Source organism: Lactobacillus paragasseri (assembly GCF_003584685.1).
Lineage (GTDB): Bacteria > Bacillota > Bacilli > Lactobacillales > Lactobacillaceae > Lactobacillus > Lactobacillus paragasseri.
In genome coordinates this window covers 768,176-788,820 of sequence record NZ_AP018549.1, presented here as the reverse complement: position 1 = coordinate 788,820, position 20,645 = coordinate 768,176, and the positions used below count along the sequence as shown (strand labels likewise).

16 protein-coding genes are annotated in these 20,645 nt (G+C 35.6%); 2 read left to right on the top strand and 14 right to left on the bottom strand.

The genetic code is table 11. From position 1 onward, the window contains the following. Positions 1-4: 4 nt before the first annotated feature. The 12 genes from nusA to LpgJCM5343_RS03815 all read right to left on the bottom strand — a co-directional run bounded on the left by nusA (position 5) and on the right by LpgJCM5343_RS03815 (position 15,096). Entirely contained in the window at positions 5-1,228 is a 1,224-nt protein-coding gene (nusA, locus tag LpgJCM5343_RS03870) for a transcription termination factor NusA (RefSeq protein ID WP_020806912.1), read from the bottom strand. 19 nt (positions 1,229-1,247) lie between these two features. Next, positions 1,248-1,724, bottom strand: a complete 477-nt coding sequence (gene rimP / locus LpgJCM5343_RS03865) for a ribosome maturation factor RimP (protein WP_020806913.1) — start codon at positions 1,722-1,724, stop codon at positions 1,248-1,250. Positions 1,725-1,831: 107 nt separating this feature from the next. Beyond that, entirely contained in the window at positions 1,832-6,130 is a 4,299-nt protein-coding gene (locus LpgJCM5343_RS03860) for a PolC-type DNA polymerase III (protein ID WP_101890615.1), read from the bottom strand. Positions 6,131-6,135: 5 nt separating this feature from the next. Further along, positions 6,136-7,833, bottom strand: a complete 1,698-nt coding sequence (locus LpgJCM5343_RS03855) for a proline--tRNA ligase (protein ID WP_077959073.1) — start codon at positions 7,831-7,833, stop codon at positions 6,136-6,138. Positions 7,834-7,849: 16 nt separating this feature from the next. Next, entirely contained in the window at positions 7,850-9,106 is a 1,257-nt protein-coding gene (gene rseP / locus LpgJCM5343_RS03850) for an RIP metalloprotease RseP (RefSeq protein ID WP_077410337.1), read from the bottom strand. Between the two features lie 12 nt (positions 9,107-9,118). After that, positions 9,119-9,910 (bottom strand): phosphatidate cytidylyltransferase, encoded by a 792-nt coding sequence (locus LpgJCM5343_RS03845; RefSeq protein WP_003649034.1) that lies wholly within the window; start codon positions 9,908-9,910, stop codon positions 9,119-9,121. Between the two features lie 25 nt (positions 9,911-9,935). Then, positions 9,936-10,655, bottom strand: a complete 720-nt coding sequence (locus tag LpgJCM5343_RS03840) for an isoprenyl transferase (protein WP_101890614.1) — start codon at positions 10,653-10,655, stop codon at positions 9,936-9,938. An 18-nt stretch (positions 10,656-10,673) separates the two neighbouring features. Further along, the gene (gene frr / locus LpgJCM5343_RS03835) at positions 10,674-11,231 is read right to left on the bottom strand and encodes a ribosome recycling factor (protein ID WP_003647487.1); all 558 of its coding nucleotides are present in this window, start codon (positions 11,229-11,231) and stop codon (positions 10,674-10,676) included. Further along, positions 11,231-11,956 carry a UMP kinase gene (pyrH, locus tag LpgJCM5343_RS03830; protein WP_113576168.1) on the bottom strand — a complete coding sequence of 242 codons (726 nt, stop codon included), beginning with the start codon at positions 11,954-11,956 and terminating at the stop codon, positions 11,231-11,233. Before pyrH ends, frr begins: the two co-directional genes overlap by 1 nt. A 109-nt stretch (positions 11,957-12,065) precedes the next feature. Further along, on the bottom strand, positions 12,066-13,091 hold the full coding sequence (gene tsf / locus LpgJCM5343_RS03825) for a translation elongation factor Ts (RefSeq protein WP_003649037.1): 1,026 nt from the start codon (positions 13,089-13,091) through the stop codon (positions 12,066-12,068). Positions 13,092-13,128: 37 nt separating this feature from the next. After that, on the bottom strand, positions 13,129-13,914 hold the full coding sequence (gene rpsB / locus LpgJCM5343_RS03820) for a 30S ribosomal protein S2 (RefSeq protein WP_003649038.1): 786 nt from the start codon (positions 13,912-13,914) through the stop codon (positions 13,129-13,131). 153 nt (positions 13,915-14,067) lie between these two features. Continuing rightward, positions 14,068-15,096, bottom strand: a complete 1,029-nt coding sequence (locus LpgJCM5343_RS03815) for a GIY-YIG nuclease family protein (RefSeq protein ID WP_048686761.1) — start codon at positions 15,094-15,096, stop codon at positions 14,068-14,070. Between the two features lie 68 nt (positions 15,097-15,164). On the opposite strand from LpgJCM5343_RS03815, the gene LpgJCM5343_RS03810 reads away from it, so the two are divergent. Together LpgJCM5343_RS03810 and LpgJCM5343_RS03805 are read left to right on the top strand one after the other, a co-directional pair. After that, positions 15,165-15,779, top strand: a complete 615-nt coding sequence (locus LpgJCM5343_RS03810; RefSeq protein ID WP_003649040.1) for a lysophospholipid acyltransferase family protein — start codon at positions 15,165-15,167, stop codon at positions 15,777-15,779. Between the two features lie 66 nt (positions 15,780-15,845). Beyond that, on the top strand, positions 15,846-17,027 hold the full coding sequence (locus LpgJCM5343_RS03805; protein ID WP_003649041.1) for an SAM-dependent methyltransferase: 1,182 nt from the start codon (positions 15,846-15,848) through the stop codon (positions 17,025-17,027). A 53-nt stretch (positions 17,028-17,080) separates the two neighbouring features. Here LpgJCM5343_RS03805 and LpgJCM5343_RS03800 read toward each other — a convergent pair whose 3' ends face one another. Next, positions 17,081-18,874 (bottom strand): ABC transporter ATP-binding protein, encoded by a 1,794-nt coding sequence (locus LpgJCM5343_RS03800; protein ID WP_077959076.1) that lies wholly within the window; start codon positions 18,872-18,874, stop codon positions 17,081-17,083. Beyond that, complete coding sequence (locus tag LpgJCM5343_RS03795) at positions 18,864-20,630, bottom strand: ABC transporter ATP-binding protein (protein WP_113532379.1); 1,767 nt, start codon at positions 20,628-20,630, stop codon at positions 18,864-18,866. The genes LpgJCM5343_RS03800 and LpgJCM5343_RS03795 overlap by 11 nt, the downstream gene beginning before the upstream one ends. Positions 20,631-20,645 lie beyond the last annotated feature (15 nt).

Below are 20,645 nucleotides of genomic sequence, written 5' to 3'. Positions count from 1 at the left end.
TCACCTATTCCTCATCTTTATCTGCATCATCATCTAGTGCTGAATCAACATCTTCCCCATTTGGAAAATCATCGCTTGAATCTTCTTCTAGTTGTTCAGCAGTAGATTCTGTAGTTTCTTCATTTGATGATTCATTACTATCATCGATATCTTGATCTGTTTCAACGTCATCGCCTTCTGAATCGACAAATTCGACTTGAGATTCAGGCTTAATGTCAATCTTATAACCTGTCAAACGGGCTGCAAGGCGAACATTTTGTCCACGCTTTCCGATAGCTAAAGACAATTGATAATCAGGAACAATTACTAGCGCATTCTTGTCATCATCATCACCACTAAATTGAACTGCAATCACTTCTGCAGGATTCAAAGCATTGGCAATAAAATCAGATGGATTTTCTTCGTATTTTACAACGTCGATATTTTCTCCGCCTAATTCGTTAACAATATTTTGAACCCGAGCTCCTTTTGGTCCCACTAAGGTACCAACTGGATCAATATCAGGATCATTACTCTTAACAGCAATCTTAGTCCTGTCACCCGCTTCACGAGCAATTGATACAATCTCTACAGTCCCATCATAAACTTCTGGAACTTCTTGTTCAAAGAGACGTTTTACTAAATCAGGTGCAGTTCTTGAAACAGTAATTTGAGCTCCTTTTGAATCAGACCCTACTCTAGTTACTAAAACGCGAACTTTATCTTGAGGATTATAATTTTCACCTGGTAATTGATCATTATGTGGCATTACAGCTTCAACGTTACCAATCTTTACGTAAACAAAGCGATTATCACGTCTTTCAACTGTACCAGTAACAATTTCATCCTTATATTGAGAATACTCACTAATGATATGTTCTCTTTCAGCCTCACGTAAACGTTGCATGATAACTTGTTTAGCGGTTTGTGCAGCTAAACGGCCGAAATCTTTAGGAGTTACTTCAAAGCGGATTTCATCGCCAACTTCATACGCACGATTAATTTCAAGTGCATCTTTAAGACTCACTTCAAGACGACTATCTTGAACTTCATCGACAACTGTCTTAATTGCATTAACCTTGAAATTGCCCTTTTTTTCATCAAAAACAACTTCTACATTTTGAGCTTGATTATAATTTTTCTTATATGCAGCTACTAAAGCAGCCTTGATTGCATCAACAATAATTTCTTGCTTGATGCCTTTTTCTTTTTCTAAGGTTGCAAAAGCTTCCACCATTTCTTTAGACATAAGTTTTTGATCATCCTTTCTAAAATTCAACTGCAAAGCGACTAGAGGCAATCGTCTTTCGAGGGATTGTTATTTCTTTGCGTCGTGTTTTGATCTTTACTTCTAAGACGATCTGATCTTGATTGAGATCTTTTAAAGTACCTTCATAAGTCTTTTCCCCATCAATTTTTTGATAAAGACTAACATGAATGTATGATCCTTTGGCGCGCTCCCAATCTTTTTCATTTTTGATTGGACGCTCTAAACCAGGAGATGAAAGCTCTAAAATATACGGCTCAGGAAAAGGATCAGGATCTAATTCATCTAACTTTTCTGATACCAATTCACTCAAATTTGCGATCTCTTCAATATCGATTCCGCCTGGGCGACGATCAACATAAATGCGAAGATAATATTGCTTCTTTTCCTTTACATATTCAACATCGACCAGTTCATCGCCTCTTGCTTCAGCTAAAGGCGTAACTACGTCTGCCACCAATTCGGTAACTTTTGTCAAATCTCTTCCTCCGTAATAAAAAGAGTGAGCATTGCTGCTCACTCGAATTTGCTATTCGAACTTCGTTCTTAGAATAGCATATTTACTAATATTTGTAAATTAACACGCTAAAATAGTGACAATTGATTTTGATCTGGCATCCCTTCAAGAACTCCATTATTCTCAAAATATTCCATAATTGTTTGTGATACTTTTCCGCGTGTTGCAAGATCTTCTTTTGAAAGAAACTTTTGCTCTGCACGGGCAGCAACAATTTGCTTAGCAGCATTATCACCTAAACCTGGAACTGCATTAAACGGAGCTAGAATAGTATGATCGTCAATAATCTTAAAGTCCATTGCTTCTGATTCATTTACATCGACCATCTTAATTTTTATACCACGTTCTAAACATTCGTTTGCAATTTCAAGAACAGTAAGTAACGACTTATCCTTAGCAGAAACATCCATTCCTTTATCTTGGATTTCCTTCATTGCAGCCTTTACTGTATTTTTTCCATGGCTCATTGCAACTAAATCAAACAAATCAGCACGAACTGAGAAATAAGAAGCATAATAAATCACTGGATAATATACCTTAAACCAGGCAATTCTAAGTGCCATTAAAATATAAGCCGTAGCATGAGCCTTCGGAAACATATACTTAATCTTCAAACAAGAAGGAATGTACCAGTCAGGAATCTTATCATTTTTCTTCAAAATTTTCATGTTTTCATCACTGATTCCCTTACCGTGACGTACAGATTCCATGGTAAAGAAAGCAACTTCTGGTTTTACTCCCCAGTGAATTAAGTCCATCATGATGTTATCACGACAACCAATTACGTTCTTTAGCTTGCAAGTGCCGTTATTAATTAAATCTTCTGCATTTCCTAACCATACATCAGTCCCGTGAGACAAACCCGAAATCTGCAATAATTCTGAAAAAGTTGTTGGCTTTGTTTCTTCAAGCATTCCTCGAACAAATTTTGTTCCAAATTCTGGAACACCTAAAGTACCAGTCTTTGACTGAATTTGCTCAGGGGTAACACCTAAAATTTCTGGACTTGAAAATAAGGACATTACTCCTGGATCATCAGGTGGAATAGTTAATGGGTCAATTCCTGATAAATCTTGCAGCATTCTGATCATAGTTGGGTCATCATGCCCTAGAATATCGAATTTCAAAATATTATCGTGAATAGAGTGGAAGTCAAAGTGCGTTGTAAGCCAAGCCGCACTTAAATCATCAGCGGGATACTGTACAGGAGTAAAGTCATAAATATCCATATTATCTGGCACAACAACAATACCAGCTGGGTGCTGGCCAGTTGTTCTCTTTACGCCGGAAGCACCAGCAGCTAAACGGTCAAGCTCAGCATTTCTTAGATGCAATTCATTTTCATCTTCATAATGCTTCACATATCCATATGCCGTCTTATCAGCAACAGTCGCAATAGTACCAGCTCTAAACGAATTATCTGGACCAAACATCACACGAATATAATTATGAGCAACTGGCTGATAGTCTCCAGAAAAGTTCAAATCGATATCAGGAACCTTATCTCCGTGGAAACCTAAGAAAGTAGCAAATGGGATATCCTGTCCATCTTTTACTAAGGGAGTTCCGCACTTAGGGCAATCTTTATCAGGTAAGTCGTAACCAGATCCATATTCCCCATTTTCAAAAAATTTAGAATATTTACATTTAGGACAACGATAATGTGGAGCTAAAGGATTAACTTCAGTAATTCCAGACATCGTCGCTACCAAACTAGAACCAACCGATCCACGAGAACCTACCAAATATCCATCTTTATTTGATTTGGCAACAAGACGCTGAGAAATAAGATAAATAACAGCATACCCGTTAGAAATAATCGAATTTAATTCAAGTTCAATTCTGTCCTCTACAATCTTAGGTAACGGTTTTCCATATAACTCATAAGCCTTATTGTAAGTCAGATCTTTCATTTCTTGATCTGCATTTTCAATATGTGGCGGATATAAGCCACTCTTAATAGGAGCAATTTCTTCAATTTGATCTGCTAACTTATTTGTATTCTCAATTACAATTTCTTTAGCAACATCTTCTCCTAAAAAGCTAAAAGCATCCAGCATTTCTTGAGTAGAATAAAAATGCAAATCAGGTAAATTCTTATTACGATTAGGATTTGATTTTTGGGCAGCTAATAAAATTTTGCGATAAATAGCTTCATGGGGCTCAACATAATGCGAGTCACCAGTTGCAACAACTGGTTTATTCAATTCTTTACCTAATTTGTAGATATTTTGAATAATTTCATGCAATTCAGCTTCATCTTTAATTAAATCATCGTCAATTAGCGTCTGGTAGGATGCAGGTGGTTGTACCTCAAGATAGTCGTAAAAGCGAGCCTTTTCACGCGCCTCATCATATCCCTTTTGCATCATTGAAATGAACACATCACCTTGCCAGCAACCACTACCAAACAATAAACCCTTATGATATTTTCTTAGTTCGGACTTAGGCGTTCTAGGTATCCGATAGAAGTATTTAGTGCTTGCTAGTGAAACAAGCTTGTACATATTCTTTAAGCCCTCTTGGTTTAAAGCAAGAACACTCATATGGCTAGGCTTAGCTCTTTTATATACTTGACCATACTTTGCATAGTCATTCATCTTACCTAAATCAGCTTCATGGAAACGAGCATTAAAAGCATCAAGTAACTTAAACATTAAATATCCTGTAGCTTCAGCATCTTGGTTAGCTCGGTGGTGATGCTCCAAAACAACATTATATTTTTTGGCTAGCGAATCAAGAGTATGTCGAGTCTGTTCAGGATGCAGCAATCTTGAAACTTCAAGAGTATCAACAACAGGTTGAGAAATTTCATCTAAGCCCGCACGACGTAAAGCAGCGTTTACAAAACCTACATCAAACTGAACATTATGTCCACATAAAGGACGATCTCCATAGAAATCTTTAAATTTCTTAATTACATCCTTTTCATCATCAGCTGCTCCAACCATTTCATCAGTAATTGATGTCAAATTAATAGTAGTATCACTTAAAGGATGATGAGGATTAATAAATTCATCAAATCTTTCAAGCACCTCACCATTTTTCATCTTAACAGCACCAATTTCGATAATAGTATCATACACTGAAGAAAGACCTGTTGTTTCAACGTCAAAAATCACATATTCACGATCACGATAATCCATTTCAGTAGGATTAAGCACGAGCAAAGCATGGTCATCAATCATATTAGCTTCATATCCATACAGGATCTTCATCTTCTCACTCGCACCAGTATGATATGCTTCTGGGAATGCTTGAACGTCAGCGTGGTCAGTAATTGCGATTGCTTTTTGACCAAACTTTTTGGCAGTTTTGATATAATCGCTAGCAGTACTAGTTGCATCTAACTGACTCATATTTGTATGAAGGTGCAGTTCAACTCGTTTTTCTTCTCCCTCATACTTTTCTTCTCGACCCTTATGTTCAATTAATTCCAAGTTTCGAATATTGAAAACAACATCATGCTGATATTGATCGTCAGCTGCATAACCTTGCATACGAGCCCAAACACCAGGCTTAATTCCTTTTAGATAATCAATTTGATCCTTATCAGAAACAAACTTCTTAAAACTGATTGAATCAGTATAGTCAGTTATTTCACCAGTAAAAATTACGCTTCCGGATTTTAATTCATGAATATCGGTATTAAAAATGTGACCTTCGATAGCTACATTACCGCTTCCATCTTCCAAATCTTGAATCTGAATAAATTTAGCCTTTTTATCAACCTTATTACTGCCCATTCTCGTACTTTTAATGGGCATCTTTTTCTTAGGTTCAGCTGGTTGCTTTTCATAGAATTCCTGCATTGCAGATTCATGTTGAGCTTGCACTTGTTCTAAACTTTTTAGATTCTCATCAATATTAGTTTCATCAACCTTGGTAGTAAACTTAATATTAAAAAAGCCATATCTTCTAAATTCGCTATTAAGTTCTGCTAAAACTTGTTCAGAAAGAAGCCCGTTTACAACATTATTTTGGGTTGGAATCAACCATTTTTCTTTTTCTAAATGTGGGGCTTGTCCTTGTAAAAATTCTCGAACCGCAGGTTTCAAATTAGTTGAATTTTGAATTGCATATGTCCAGTATTCAGGTAAATTTTTACTATTTCCATCCTTGGTCCGGACTAATAATTCAACATTTACAAACGGTTCAAATGTTTGATGGATAAGTTCATTAAGAGAACGATAAGTTTCAAAATCTAGTGGTGTATCAAAAAAAACGTGGATTTGCCACTTTCTTTCATTAGCGTATACATCCACGTTTTCAATTTCACCATTTTGGACAATATCGTTATCTTCAAACTTATCAGGAAACTTGATTTGATCTAATAGTTTTTTGAAAAGTTCGTTTTTATTTGCCACAAAAATTATCCTAACTCTTTTGTAATCATCGCATCCAAATCAGAAATGCTAATTTCCGTAGCCTTTTCATCAGTTGGACGCTTAACTTCTACAATTCCATCTTTTGCTTTTCGACCAATTGTAATTCTTAATGGTGCACCGACTAAATCTGCATCATTAAACTTAACACCTGGACGTTCATTTCTATCATCGTATAAAACATCATACTTAGTTGAAAGTTCTTTTTCAAGTTTTTCAGCCAATTCTGTTTGAGTTTCATCTTTCATCTTCATTTGAATTAAATGAATCGCAAACGGAGCAATTTCTTTTGGCCAAGCAATTCCGTTCTTAGTTAAATGCTGTTCAACTGCTGCGGAAAGCATTCTTGTAACACCAATTCCGTAAGAGCCCATGATTACAGGCTTTGCCTTACCATTGTTATCTAAGAAATCAGCACCCATCGTCTTTGTATAGTAAGTACCTAATTTAAAAATATGACCTACTTCAATACTAGTAGTAAATTTCAAAGGTAAATGATCAACTGGATCTGGTTCGCCTTCATTTGCTGTACGAATATCAGCAAATTCATCGACTTTAAAGTCACGATTTAGATTAGCGTTTTGATATTGATAATCAGTTTCATTTGCACCAACAACTACATTATAAAGGTCTTTAACCGTTTCATCAGCAACAATCTTGTCAGCCCAGTCGGCACCAATTGGTCCTACACCGCCTTTTTCTGAACCAGTAATTTCTACTAGTTCATCAGCATTGGCAGTTCTTACTTCGTCAGCATCTAAGACATGACCTAATTTAACTTCGTTAATTTCTTTATCACCACGAATCAAAACTAAGACTTTTTGATCATCGGCAATATATAAAATACTTTTAACAATTCTAGTAGCTGGTACTTTAAGAAACTCAGCCAATTTATCAATTGTGTCCATACCTGGAGTAGCTACTTTAGTTAATTCCTTTGCGTCTTCTGGTTCCTGCTTAAAGGTATCAATACTTTTAGCCATTTCAAGGTTTGCAGCATAAGTTCCCTTTTCATTTGTAGCAATTGTATCTTCACCAATTGCAGCTGGAGCTTGAAACTCAGTTGAGTTCTTTCCGCCCATTGTACCAGAGTCAGCAATAACTGGGTGAACAGTCACACCAGCACGATTAAAGATCTTTAAATATGCACCCTTTTGATCATCAAACTGTTCATCTAGTTGTTCACGAGTTGCAGCAAAACTATATCCATCAAGCATAACGAATTCCCTGCCGCGAAGAAGACCAAAGCGAGGACGATTTTCATCACGGAATTTTGTCTGAATTTGATACAAAGCAAGTGGCATTTGCTTATAGCTCTTCAAATTCTTGGCAACAATTTCAGTAAAAGTTTCTTCATGTGTAGGTCCAAGCAAACTTTCACGACCATGACGATCTTGAAGTTTAAACATTTCTGCGCCATATTTTTTATAACGACCAGATTCTTGCCAAAGAGTAGCAGGCAATAGATGAGGCATAATCATTTCAGGCACATTAATATTGTTCATTTCTTCTTCAATAATATTTTCTGCCTTACGTAATACGCGATAACCTAATGGTAAGTATGCATATACTCCAGCGGTTACCTGACGAATATAACCACCTCTAAGCATTAATTGATGACTTTTTGCTACAGCATCAGAAGGTGCCTCTTTTAATGTTGGCATAAAAAATTTTGATTGACGCATTTATTCCTCCAAAAATTTACTTAATAAAATATCGATAAATATCGTTTCCAGTTACAGCAACGATTAATAGTAATAGAATGACAAAACCAATTACATCTACAATAGCTTCCTTATCTTCAGGAATTGGCTTTCCAATAATTAGCTGAATTAGGTTAAGTAACAACTTACCACCATCTAATCCTGGAATTGGGATTAAGTTTACAATTCCTAAATTGATAGAAATCATTGCTAAAAAAGCTAGCAAATACGTAAAGCCCATATTTGAAACTTGAACTGTTTGCGAGTAAATACCAACTGGGCCAGAAAGCTTATTCAAACTAAAATGTCTAAATAAATTTCCGACTGCATTAAATATTAAACCAGTAGTACTAATACTTGTATCCCAGCCCCGTTTTAGCTTAGCTCCAAGGCTATTGTCAGGTTTGCCATAAAATCCTAATTGATAAATTCTTTGACCGTCTATTTTTCTAGCTTTGGGTTTTACTGAGAAATCTTTAACTTTGTTTTCTCTCTTTACTGTCACTTCAACAGTCTTTCCCTTGCTTTTTGCAAGTTCAGAAGCAATTTGATTGAAATTACTAATCTTCTTGTCATTAATTGCAATAATTTGATCATTAGCTTTAATACCAGCAACCTGAGCTGGTTGATTAGCAATTGTACTTCCTACTGTTGTAGTCGGAGCACCAGGAGCTGCTAAAGACCAAATAATAAATACAATAAAACCCAATAAAATATTCATAAAAGGGCCAGCAAAATTAGTTGCTAGTTTTTTTCCAACACTTGCTTCTTGAAATTGTGTATCACGTGGCGCAATTAATAATTCAGTTCCATTTTGTTCGATAATCGTTGCATCATGATCAACGGCATATGTTTTAAGCTGATCTTCATTTCCATTTTCATAGCCTTGAATAATTAGATCATCTACCAAATCCGCTGAATTAACCTGCACAGGAATACCTTCAATTGGCATTTGAGATCCAGAAGCATCGATTCGCTTTACCTTATTTTGCTTATCTAACTGCAAAACTACAGTAGTACCTGGATCAATCTTAGCAGCATCATCAGGACCAGCTAAACGCACATAACCTCCTAATGGAAGCCATCTTATCGTATAAGTGGTCTTGGCGCGCATTTTTTGAAATAGTTTTGGTCCCATACCAATTGAAAATTCACGAACCAGAATACCGCATTTTTTTGCAACAATAAAATGTCCAAATTCATGAACAAAAACAAGTATCCCAAAAACAACTAGAAAGATTAAAATACCTTTCATTTAGCAGTTCTCCTATAAAATACCCATAAATGCAACAACAGGTAAAACGAAAAGCATGCTATCAAAACGATCTAAGATTCCGCCATGACCAGGTAGGATTTTTCCTGAATCTTTTACACCATAAAAGCGCTTGTAAGCAGACTCAACTAAATCTCCCATTTGTCCAATAATTGACAAGAAAAAGGCTAAAATAATCATTAAAACATTATTTCTACCAGTAGGAACTAACGCAACATAAACTGCTGCAACAATTACTGCACAGATAACTGCGCCAATAGAGCCTTCCCAAGTTTTATTTGGACTAATTACTGGCCATAACTTATGTTTTCCGATCTTACGACCGACCATATAAGCCGCAATATCTGTGGACCAAACTACAGCAAAAACATAACCTAAGATTGCTAATCCAAGATGAGCATTTCTAATAGCTGCCATAAAGTGGAATCCAGTACCAATATATAATGCTGCAATAGTATAAACGCCAGCGTCATCAAAAGTTACTCTATTCTTAGATAAAACTGTTCTTACCAGCATTAACATTACAAAAATATAAAAAACATCATACTTATTCAAAAAAGCTGGTAAAAACTTAAAGAATGAGTCAGGCACTGCCATAGTCAAAGTGGCCAATAATGCCAAGATAAAATCCCAAGAAACAATAATCTGTTTCTTCATGATAAAAATTTCGCTAATTCCAACTGCTGCAAAGGCACAAGCAAGGACATCAATCCAGATGCCTCCCATTAAAACAATCGGAATAAATAAAATTAAAGCTACAATAGCTGTTATTACACGTTGTTTCATTTAAAAATCTACAGTTCTAATAATTTTACAATTTTCCAAATCGACGATTACGTCCGTAGTAATCTTTAACTAATTTTTCTAAATCATTTTTATCAAAATCTGGCCATAATTTACTTGAAAAACTAAATTCAGTATAGGCCATCTGCCACAACAAGAAATTTGATAGGCGTTCTTCTCCTGAGGTTCTAATCAATAAATCGGGATCATCATATGGAGTTAAAGAATGAGTTAATAAATGATCAGAAACCATCTTTTCATCAATATCATTAGGATTTATTTCTCCTGCTTTTACCTGATGAGCAATTTTTTGAACACCAGCAGTTATCTCTCGGCGAGATCCATAATTAAAGGCAAAATTTAAGATCATTCCGGTATTATTAGCCGTATCTGACATTGCCTTTTGTGTTACCAAATAAGTCTTCTCAGGTAATTCATCTAAAAATCCCATGATATTTACCCGCACATTATTTTCCATTAATTCAGGCATAAACTTATCAAAAAAGTCAATTGGCAAACGCATCAAATAATTTACTTCATCCGTAGGTCTTGCCCAGTTTTCAGTTGAAAAGGCATAGAGCGTTAAAACTTTGATCCCCATCTCATTTGCCGCAAGCGCAATATTTCGTATATTGTCCATTCCATGTCGATGACCAACAAAACGAGGTAAATGTCTTTTTTTTGCCCATCTGCCATTTCCGTCCATAATTATGGCTAAATGATTAAGTGATTTTTTCGATTCTGACATAGTTTATCAAGTCCTAGATTAACCTTGAGTAATTTCTTGACTCTTTTGATCTGCTAATTTGTCAATTTCTTTAGTAGCATCATCAGTTACCTTTTGAACCTGTTTTTCTAAACTACGTTGTTCGTCTTCAGTAATGTCGCCATTTTTTTCTTGACGCTTTAAAGTATCCATTGCATCACGACGAACATTACGTACTGCAATCTTTCCTTTTTCAGCAAGTTTACCTACTTGCTTAGCAATTTCTTGACGACGTTCACCAGTCAATTGTGGAATAACAATTCTAATTACAGTTCCATCGTTAGCTGGTGTAATACCAAGATCAGAAGCCAAAATAGCATGTTCAATATCATCCAAACTTGACTTGTCATAAGGAGTTACCATTAATACACGTGCTTCTGGAATACTTACACTAGACATTTGTGTAAGAGGTGTTGGAACACCATAGTAATCAACCTTAATTCCTTCTAGTAGGCTTGCGTTTGCAACGCCGGCACGAATACCGCCCAATTCTTTTTGAAAGACAGCGATAGACTTTTTCATATTATCTTTTGCTTTTTCAATTACTTCATTAGCCATTATTTATCACCCTTAATTACAGTACCAATATTTTCGCCCATAACAACTTTCTTAATGTTACCAGGCTTATTAACATTAAAGACAACTAAAGGAATATTATTATCCATAGATAGCGAACTAGCTGTACTATCCATTACCTTTAAATTCTTTGAAATCAAATCAAGTTGAGTTAATTCAGAATACTTTTTAGCATTTGGATCAACCTTAGGATCAGCTGAGTAAACTCCGTCAACACCATTTTTAGCCATTAAAATAACGTCAGCATCAATTTCGGCTGCTCTCAAGGCAGCAGTAGTATCAGTTGAGAAGTAAGGATTACCATTACCACCACCGAAAATAACTACACGTCCTTTTTCCAAGTGGCGCATAGCTTTACGACGAATATAAGGCTCTGCAATTTGGCGCATTTCAATTGATGTTTGAACACGAGTTGGAACACCTAAATTTTCTAAACCATCTTGCAAAGCTAAGCCGTTCATAATTGTAGCTAGCATACCCATATAGTCAGCTTGAGCTCTTTCCATCCCTAAGTTTGCACCGGTTTCACCACGCCACATGTTTCCACCGCCACAAACAATTCCGATTTCAACGCCCATATCATGTACAGACTTTATTTCCTCAGCTAAGTGCTTAATAACTTCTGGATTAATACCAGTACCTTTTTCACCAGCAAGAGCTTCTCCTGAAACTTTTAAAATGATACGTTTGTACTTAATTTGACTCATAAATTTACCTCCTCATATGCTTTTATCATTTTACCATAAAATCACTGTAATATATTATACAGAAAAAAAGGGAGCAGCGCTTTAGCGTTACTCCCTTTTAAGTAAATAATTACTTCATTTGTTCACGTACTTCAGCAGCAAAGTCTTCTTGCTTCTTTTCAATACCTTCGCCAACTTCATAACGTTGGAAAGCAACTAACTTAGCTCCCTTTTCCTTCAAGAATTCACCAACAGTCTTGCTGTCGTCCATAATGTAGTTTTGTGATAAGACTGCGAATTGCTTATCAACTTGAGTATTATCGTCAATAAAGCGTTGCATCTTACCAGGAATAATCTTATCCCAAATCTTTTCAGGCTTACCTTCTTCTTTAAGTTCAGCCTTAATATCTTCCTTAGCCTTAGCTAGAATCTCATCACTTAATTGCTTTTCTGAACCATAAACAAGGTGTGGCAATGGTTTCTTGTTTACCAAAGCACGACTTTCATTATCTTGATCAATCTTGTGGTTCATCACAGCTAATTGATCAGTAATGAATTCGTCATCTAATTCTTCAGGTGAAATGACCTTAGGACTCATAGCAGCAATATGCATTGCTAAGTGTTTAGCAGTAGCAGCGTCAGCACCTTCTAAAACAGTGATAACTCCAATTTGACCGCCATTATGTTGGTAAGCACCAAATTCTTGGTCATCAGTCTTTTCTTCCAAAGCAAAACGACGCAAAACAATCTTTTCACCAATTGTAGCAGTTGCGTCTACAAAAGATTGAGCTAAGGTAGTACCATCAGCCATCTTTAATTCTTCAGCTGCTTCCATGTTGGCAGGCTTACCTTCAGCAATAGTCTTAGTAGCTGCATTTACCAATTTAACAAACTTATCGTTTGAAGAAACGAAGTCAGTTTCTGAGTTAACCTCAGTAATAGCTGCAACATTACCATCAACGTAAACACCAGTTAAACCTTCAGCTGCAACACGATCAGCTTTCTTAGCAGCCTTAGCCATACCCTTATCACGAAGATATTGAACTGCCTTGTCCATGTCACCGTCAACTTCTACTAATGCTTTCTTAGCGTCCATAACGCCAGCACCAGTACGTTCACGTAATTCTTTAACTAATTGAGCTGTAATTTTTGCCATTAATATGTCCTCCTACAGAACTAACAGTAAAAACAAATTAGTCTTCTGATTTTTCTACAACTTCTTCGATAGATTCTTCGTCACCGTTTTCAGCTGCAGCTTTATCAGCCATTTCCTTTTCAACGTCTTCGCTATCGTCTTGACCTTGCTTACCTTCGATAATTGCGTCAGCCATAGCACCTGAAATCAAACGAATTGCACGAATTGCATCGTCGTTTGCTGGAATAACAACGTCGATTGGATCTGGATCAGTGTTAGTATCAACCATAGCTACTACAGGAATACCTAAAATGTTTGCTTCGTGAACAGCGATCTTTTCTTTCTTAGGATCAACAACAAACATAACATCTGGAATTCTAGGCATATCTTCGATACCACCTAAGAATCTTTCAAGTTTTTCCATTTCCTTAGTCAAAAGTGCAACTTCCTTCTTTGGTAATACATCGAAAGTGCCGTCTTCTGACATTTCTTTTAATTGCTTTAATCTCTTAACACGGCTTTGGATAGTAGTCCAGTTAGTCAAAGTACCACCTAACCAACGTTGGTTAACATAGTATTGACCTGCACGTGTAGCTTCTTCTTTAACGGCGTCTTGTGCTTGTTTCTTAGTACCAACAAACAAGAATACACCACCGTCTTGAGCAACTGCCTTAACATAGTTGTAAGCATCATCTAACATCTTGATAGTCTTTTGTAAATCAATGATGTAGATTCCGTTTCTTTGAGTGAAAATGTAAGGAGCCATCTTTGGATCCCATCTTCTAGTTTGGTGACCAAAGTGGACACCTGCTTCAAGCAATTGCTTCATAGTAACAACTGTCATAAAAAATTCCTCCTGGTTAATTCCTCTCAAGAGGTCGTATTAAATTCTGACCAAAAATTGGCACCTAGGAATTTAATCGCTCTTGATGTGATATAAATTAAATATGCAAAATGCATACTCAAATATTGTAACGAATAAAGTTCTTAAATGCAATTAAAATTTCACATTATGTTCTTTTAGAAAATCTTCTTTCCATTTTCTTGAGTGATGTTTAAACCAATACTCTCTTTTTAAAGCCAGCCTTTTATCATCAAACTCTTCATGATAGATCATCTTTACTGGTCGCCGTGACTTCGTATACTTAGCTCCCTTTCCTTCATTATGCATTTTTAATCGATGTTTTAAATCGTTTGTAAAACCGCCATAAAAACTTCCATCATTACATAATAAACAATAAAAGTAGTAGCTTTCTTTCTTAGATTCTTTCCCTTGCTTTTTATTTTCAGAAATAATTTGCTCTATCTCAGGTGTAAATGATCCATCTGGGTTGTGAACTACAATTGCATCCCTTAAAGTTAAGCCATCGCTAGCTGTATTTCTAATTGCCTCAACCACCACTAAATTTGCATCTGCGTTTCTCTTTGAAACAAATGGCTGTACCCATTTCACACTTAAATGGTTTTCTAAACAATAATGCATGATCTCGCCCAAACGTTCTGGACGATGAACCATAAACATTTTTCCTTTCATCTTTAACATATCGCTTGAAACTTTTATTATTTGTTCAAGATTAATTGCTAATTCATGTCTTGCTAAAGCCTTTTTTTCATCTGGGTTAATAACATGTCCCTTTGGAACTTTAAAATAAGGTGGGTTGACAACAACCATGTCATATTTATCTTTGCCCAACTTCTTGGGTGCCTCTAAAGCATTTAAGCAGTGTACTTCGATTCGATTTTCCAACTTGTTTAGTTCAATGCTACGTCTTGCTTGATCAGCCATATCTGCTTGGATTTCGACAGCATCATAATGAGCTCGATTAAAATATGACATATAAATACTAGCTGCGGCGTTTCCACTACATAAATCTACAACTTTATAGTTATCATGTATTTTTATCTGTGCAAAGTAGCCGAGAAGAAGTGTATCTAAAGAAAAAGAAAAAGCATCTTTTTCTTGAATAATGCGTAAATCATCATTATACATATAGTCAATTCGTTCATTAGGTTTTAATAGATCCATTTTCTATACCCTTCTAAAAATTCTTTGCTGTATTGTATAATACTATACATAAAATTGGAGGAAACAATATGTTTTATAAAATTATTCGCCCAATTGCACGTTTTATTGTATGGGTACTTAATGGACATCTGCATGTTCATCACAAAGATCGGATTCCAAAGGGAAACTATATTTTAGTAGCACCGCACAGAACTTGGTGGGAGCCAATTCTTTTTGCCTTAGCCGCTAGCCCAATGGAATTTATGTTTATGGCAAAAAAAGAACTTTTTAAAAACCCTGTACTGCGCTTTATTTTAGTGCATGCACATGCTTTTTCAGTAGATAGAGATAATCCTGGACCTTCTGCAATTAAAATTCCAGTTAAAGGATTACGAAAGAGTGACCTCTCTTTAATTATTTTTCCATCTGGAACTCGTCATTCTGAAGAACTTAAAAGTGGCGCCTTTGTAATCGCTAAAATGGCCAATAAGCCTTTAGTTCCTGTTGTCTATCAAGGGCCTCTTACTTTTAAAGGATTACTTAAGAGACAACCATTAGAGGTTTGTTTTGGCGACCCTATTTATATTCCGCGCAAAGAAAAAGTCAACAAAGAAACTACGCCCGCCTTGTACCATCAATTAGAAGAGGCATGGGATAAACTAGATAAGGAACAGAACCCTAGTTTCCACTATATTGCAAAATAATTTTTTAGTATTTTAGTTTTTTAGTGTTAGAATAACATAGTCTAATGTAGAAAAGGAGAATCAGTAATGTTAGAAAAACCTTTATACAAAATGATGCTTAGTCATTCATTCAATATTCCAGTAAAAGTTACCTACTGGGATGGAAAATCAGAAGTTTATGGAAATGGCACACCGGAAGTGGAGGTTATTTTTAACAAAAAGATTCCTTTTAAAGATATTACAAGTAATGCATCTTTAGCTTTAGGTGAAGCATATATGAATAAGGACCTTGAAATCAAGGGAAGTATTCAACAGTTAATCGAAGCAGCTTATGAAAGTAGCCAATCTTTCATGCGTGCTTCAAAATTCAGAAAATTTTTACCTAAGCAAAAGCATACTGAAAAACAAAGTCAAGAAGATATTCAGAGTCACTATGATATCGGAAATGACTTCTACAAATTATGGCTTGATCCAACTATGACTTATTCATGTGCCTACTTCACTAACGGAAATACAGATGATCTTGAAGCAGCTCAAATTGCAAAAGTGCATCATATTCTTCAAAAGCTAGATCCAAAGCCAGGTAAAACCTTGTTAGATATTGGCTGTGGTTGGGGGACACTAATGTTAACCGCAGCTAAAGAATATGGATTAAAAGTTACTGGTGTTACCTTGAGTCAAGAACAATTTGATTTAGTTAACAAAAAAATTAAAGATATGGGGCTCGAAGATCAAGCAGAAGTTTTACTTGAAGATTATCGCGAATTAGGTAATCGTGACTTTGACTATGTAACTTCCGTAGGAATGTTTGAACACGTTGGTTCTGAAAATCTAGGTGAATATTTCAAGGATGTTGCTAAATATTTAAAGCCACACGGTATTGCTTTAATTCATGGAATTACTCGTCAACAAGGCGGCGCTACTAATGCTTGGATTAATAAATATATCTTTCCCGGTGGCTACATTCCTGGTTTAGTAGAAATTGTTTCAAGAATTGAAGAAGCTAACTTGCAAATCGCCGATATGGAAATGCTTCGTCGTCACTATCAAAGAACTCTTGAAATCTGGGATAAGAACTTTAATGACCATCGCTCAGAAGTTGAAGGCATGCTGGGGGAACGATTTGCAAGAATGTGGGATATGTACCTCCAAGCCTGTGCAGCATCTTTTGAATCAGGAAACATTGACGTTATTCAATATCTATTAACCAAAGGTCCATCAGGTAAAAGCTTGCCAATGACTCGTCAGTACATGTTAAACGATAGATAATAACTTAAAAATAGTTTAAGCAGTAAAAATGCTCGGTCGACTGACCGAGCATTTTATTTATCGCTATTTTGTTGCAACTTATAAAGATTGTAGTAGTAACCTTTCTTTTCTAATAATTCTGTATGTGTTCCTTGTTCAACAATTCGTCCTTTATCTAAAACAATAATTTGATCAGCATCAGCAATTGTAGAAAGACGGTGAGCAATTGCTAGTGTTGTTCTACCTTGACGAAGCTTCTTCAACCCATCTTGAATCAAGTTTTCTGTTTCAGTATCAACATTCGCTGTTGCCTCATCCAAAACTAAAATTTTAGGATCTGTTACTAAGGTTCTAGCAAAAGAAATTAACTGTCTTTGGCCTTGGCTAAGTTCTGATCCGCCTTCGATCACTTTAGCATGATACTTACCAGGCATCTTTTCGATAAAAGAATCAGCCTGTACTGCTTGAGCAGCTTTTTTAATTTGTTGATCAGTAATTTGATTATTATATAAACGAATATTTGAAGAAATGTCACCATAAAACATGAATGGTTCCTGTAAAACCAAGCCTAATTTCTTACGTAACTCTTTTTTCGAAAACTTTCTAATATCAATATCATCAATTAGGACTTCTCCACTACCAAATTCATAAAATCTCATCATCACATTGATAATTGAGCTTTTTCCTGATCCAGTATGACCAACAATTCCTAGAGTCTCACCAGGGTTGACTACAAAAGATACATTATGAAGAATCTCATGTTTGCCATCATAAGAAAAACTAACATTTTTAAATTCAATTTTTCCTTTAGAGATTACTGCATTTTTATCATCTTCTTGCTTAGGCTCATATTCTGTTTCATCCATAATTCGAAAGATACGTTTTCCAGCTACAATTCCATCTTGAAAGAAAGTCATTCGATCCATCATAGTAGAAATTGGATTAAAGAACTGCTGTACATATTGAGAAAATGCATAAACAATCCCTGCTGGAACAAATGTCTTTTGAAGCGGAAAGCCAAAATACATCAACACTAAGGCTAATGCTAAAGAATAAAGCAAACTAGTCATCGGAGATAAAAGCAATGAGTTGACCCTAATCATATTAAAGCGAGTCTTCATCAATGTGCCATTTTCATTTTCAAAATGATTAGTCATTCTCTTTTCTTGCTTAAATTGCTGAATTAAGGAAACACCTTCTATTGACTCATTTAAATTTGTATTAATCCTACTTAGACGTTCACGAAAACCACGATACAATTTTGAACTTTTCTGCGTATAAATCCAAAAGACAAAACCTAAAATTGGCAAAAATAATAGCACAATTAAAGCAGCAAATTTATTGGTCACATACATTGCTACAAAAGCAGTTACTAATGAGAAAACTCCAATAACTACCTGACAAAGCACTCCCAAGAAATCGCTCAAAGTCATCGTATCATTAGTAACTCTTGAAACAATTGAACCAGCTGGAGTCTGATCAAAATATCGCATCCCCAAACTATGAAGCTTACGATACAAATCCTTTCTGACACTCTCAAGCGTTTTTTCAGCTCCAAGTGCATACAAATACTGGTAAATAAACTGAAGAACTGCCTTAATAATCGTTCCCAGCCCATACAACAAACCAGCCCAGATAATAATTTGAACGGTTGCTTTTTGTTTAATCAAATAATTATCTAAGAAAAATTGCAGCCCTCTCGGCAAAAGCATGTTGATTACACTTACTAAGAAAGCTCCAAAAACTGCGATCCCCATCTCTACTTTAAAAGGCTTAACATATTTCAAAACACGTTTAAAAATATGGATTTGTTCTTTAAGCGGGATTGCCTTTGACCAAACTGATTTAGTTTCTTCATTATTGTCCATCTATTTCACCCACCTTTGCTCGTAGTTCTTGTTTACGCCACATTTCAGCATACCAACCATCTTGCGCCAATAAGTCAGCATGTTTTCCTCTTTCAACAATCTTTCCATTTTTCAGAACTAGAATTAAATCAGCATCCATTACCGAGGTTAAACGGTGTGCGGCAATCAGCGTCTTTTTGCCTTTTCTTTCAGATCGAAGCGAATTCAAAATAGCAGTTTCTGTCTTTGCATCAACTGCTGAAAGAGCATCGTCTAAAATTAAAATCGGACTTTCTTTTAATAATGCTCTAGCAATTGATAATCGTTGCTTTTGTCCACCAGACAATGAAACACCATTTTCTCCAACTAAAGTTTGATAGCCCGCTGGCATCTGCATAATATCATCATGTAAATCACTCTTTTGAGCTGCAGATTCTATTTTATTCTTAGTTGCATCTTGATCAGAAAATGCAATATTCTTCTCAATTGAAGTAGAGAACAAAAAGTTATTCTGCGGTACATAGGAAATTTCATTTAAAAGTAGTTTTAACGGAATATTTCGAATATCATGTCCGCCTAAAGTTATTTTGCCTTGATAGTGATCAAATTCTCTAAGTAAAAGCTCAATAATTGTAGTTTTTCCAGCTCCAACTTTTCCAACTAAACCTAATGTTTGTCCTGGCTTTAACGTGAACTCAATATTTTGTAAAACCGGAATTTCCTTTTCATCAGGGTAGGCAAAAGATCTAATATCATATTTCAGATCACCTTGAATATCTTTAACTGTTAAACTTTGATCAGCATTTTCATCTGTAATTTGTGGTCTTTCATATAAAAGACGCTCAACACGATCATAAGAAGCTGATCCTCTTTCTAAAATATTAAATAAATAACCAATCGCAAACATTGGCCAGACCATATTAGAAATATAAGCAATAAATGAAACTAATTGCCCTACTGACAAAGTATGATTTGTTACTAGTAAACCACCATAAATAATTGTGATTACATAAGTAGCTCCAATAATTAAAGTTCCTAGTGGATCAAACATTGAATCCCACTTAAAAACCTTCTTATTGATTTGAATAGTTTCATCTACCATTTTATTAAAGGCAGTAGAATCTTGCGTGCTTTCGCCAAAAGCTTTTAATACTTTAATTCCAGAAACAGATTCTTGAGTTTTATTATTTAAACGAGAAAATGCCGCTTGTGACTTATCAAAGCTATAATGAAGTTTATCTCCTAATTTCCAGGCCCCTAAAGCCAAAAACGGAAGTGGCAAAAGTGCAATAACAGTTAAGCGAAAGTCTGTAAAGATAATCATTGCTATCATCGTTGTTCCACCAGTGACTAATGAGTCTACTAAAGTTAAAACGCCGTCTCCCGCAACATTTTGAATAGAATTGATGTCGTTTGTTGCATGCGCCATTAAGTCACCAGTCCGGTGTCTTTGATAAAAAGTGCGATCCATAACCATAAAGTGCTTAAACAAACGTGACCGCATTTGTCTTTCTAATTCAGCCGCACCACCCCAAATCTGCTTACGCCAAAAGTAGCGTAATAAATACAAAACAATCGCAGCAGCAACAACCGCTAAAATTAAAGCTGCATATTCACTCCAACTAATTGATCCCTTATCTAATTGATCAGCCATCAATCCTAAAATTCTAGGAGGTACTAAATTTGCAATCGAAGTTAAAGCCAGAAAACTAATTCCAATAATATATCTCTTTTTTTCTTGCTTGAAAAACCAGCCCAATTTGCTGAAAATGTTCATTTTTTCACCTCACAA

Bases quoted from the DNA above. Each gene is read 5' to 3' on its own strand.
- LpgJCM5343_RS03800 (WP_077959076.1), bottom strand. From the start codon at position 18,874: ATGGACAATAATGAAGAAACTAAATCAGTTTGGTCAAAGGCAATCCCG.
- rpsB (WP_003649038.1), bottom strand. From the start codon at position 13,914: ATGACAGTTGTTACTATGAAGCAATTGCTTGAAGCAGGTGTCCACTTT.
- pyrH (WP_113576168.1), bottom strand. From the start codon at position 11,956: ATGAGTCAAATTAAGTACAAACGTATCATTTTAAAAGTTTCAGGAGAA.
- LpgJCM5343_RS03805 (WP_003649041.1), top strand. From the start codon at position 15,846: ATGTTAGAAAAACCTTTATACAAAATGATGCTTAGTCATTCATTCAAT.
- nusA (WP_020806912.1), bottom strand. From the start codon at position 1,228: ATGTCTAAAGAAATGGTGGAAGCTTTTGCAACCTTAGAAAAAGAAAAA.
- LpgJCM5343_RS03840 (WP_101890614.1), bottom strand. From the start codon at position 10,655: ATGTCAGAATCGAAAAAATCACTTAATCATTTAGCCATAATTATGGAC.
- tsf (WP_003649037.1), bottom strand. From the start codon at position 13,091: ATGGCAAAAATTACAGCTCAATTAGTTAAAGAATTACGTGAACGTACT.
- LpgJCM5343_RS03855 (WP_077959073.1), bottom strand. From the start codon at position 7,833: ATGCGTCAATCAAAATTTTTTATGCCAACATTAAAAGAGGCACCTTCT.
- LpgJCM5343_RS03795 (WP_113532379.1), bottom strand. From the start codon at position 20,630: ATGAACATTTTCAGCAAATTGGGCTGGTTTTTCAAGCAAGAAAAAAAG.
- frr (WP_003647487.1), bottom strand. From the start codon at position 11,231: ATGGCTAATGAAGTAATTGAAAAAGCAAAAGATAATATGAAAAAGTCT.
- rseP (WP_077410337.1), bottom strand. From the start codon at position 9,106: ATGAAAGGTATTTTAATCTTTCTAGTTGTTTTTGGGATACTTGTTTTT.
- LpgJCM5343_RS03815 (WP_048686761.1), bottom strand. From the start codon at position 15,096: ATGGATCTATTAAAACCTAATGAACGAATTGACTATATGTATAATGAT.
- LpgJCM5343_RS03845 (WP_003649034.1), bottom strand. From the start codon at position 9,910: ATGAAACAACGTGTAATAACAGCTATTGTAGCTTTAATTTTATTTATT.
- LpgJCM5343_RS03810 (WP_003649040.1), top strand. From the start codon at position 15,165: ATGTTTTATAAAATTATTCGCCCAATTGCACGTTTTATTGTATGGGTA.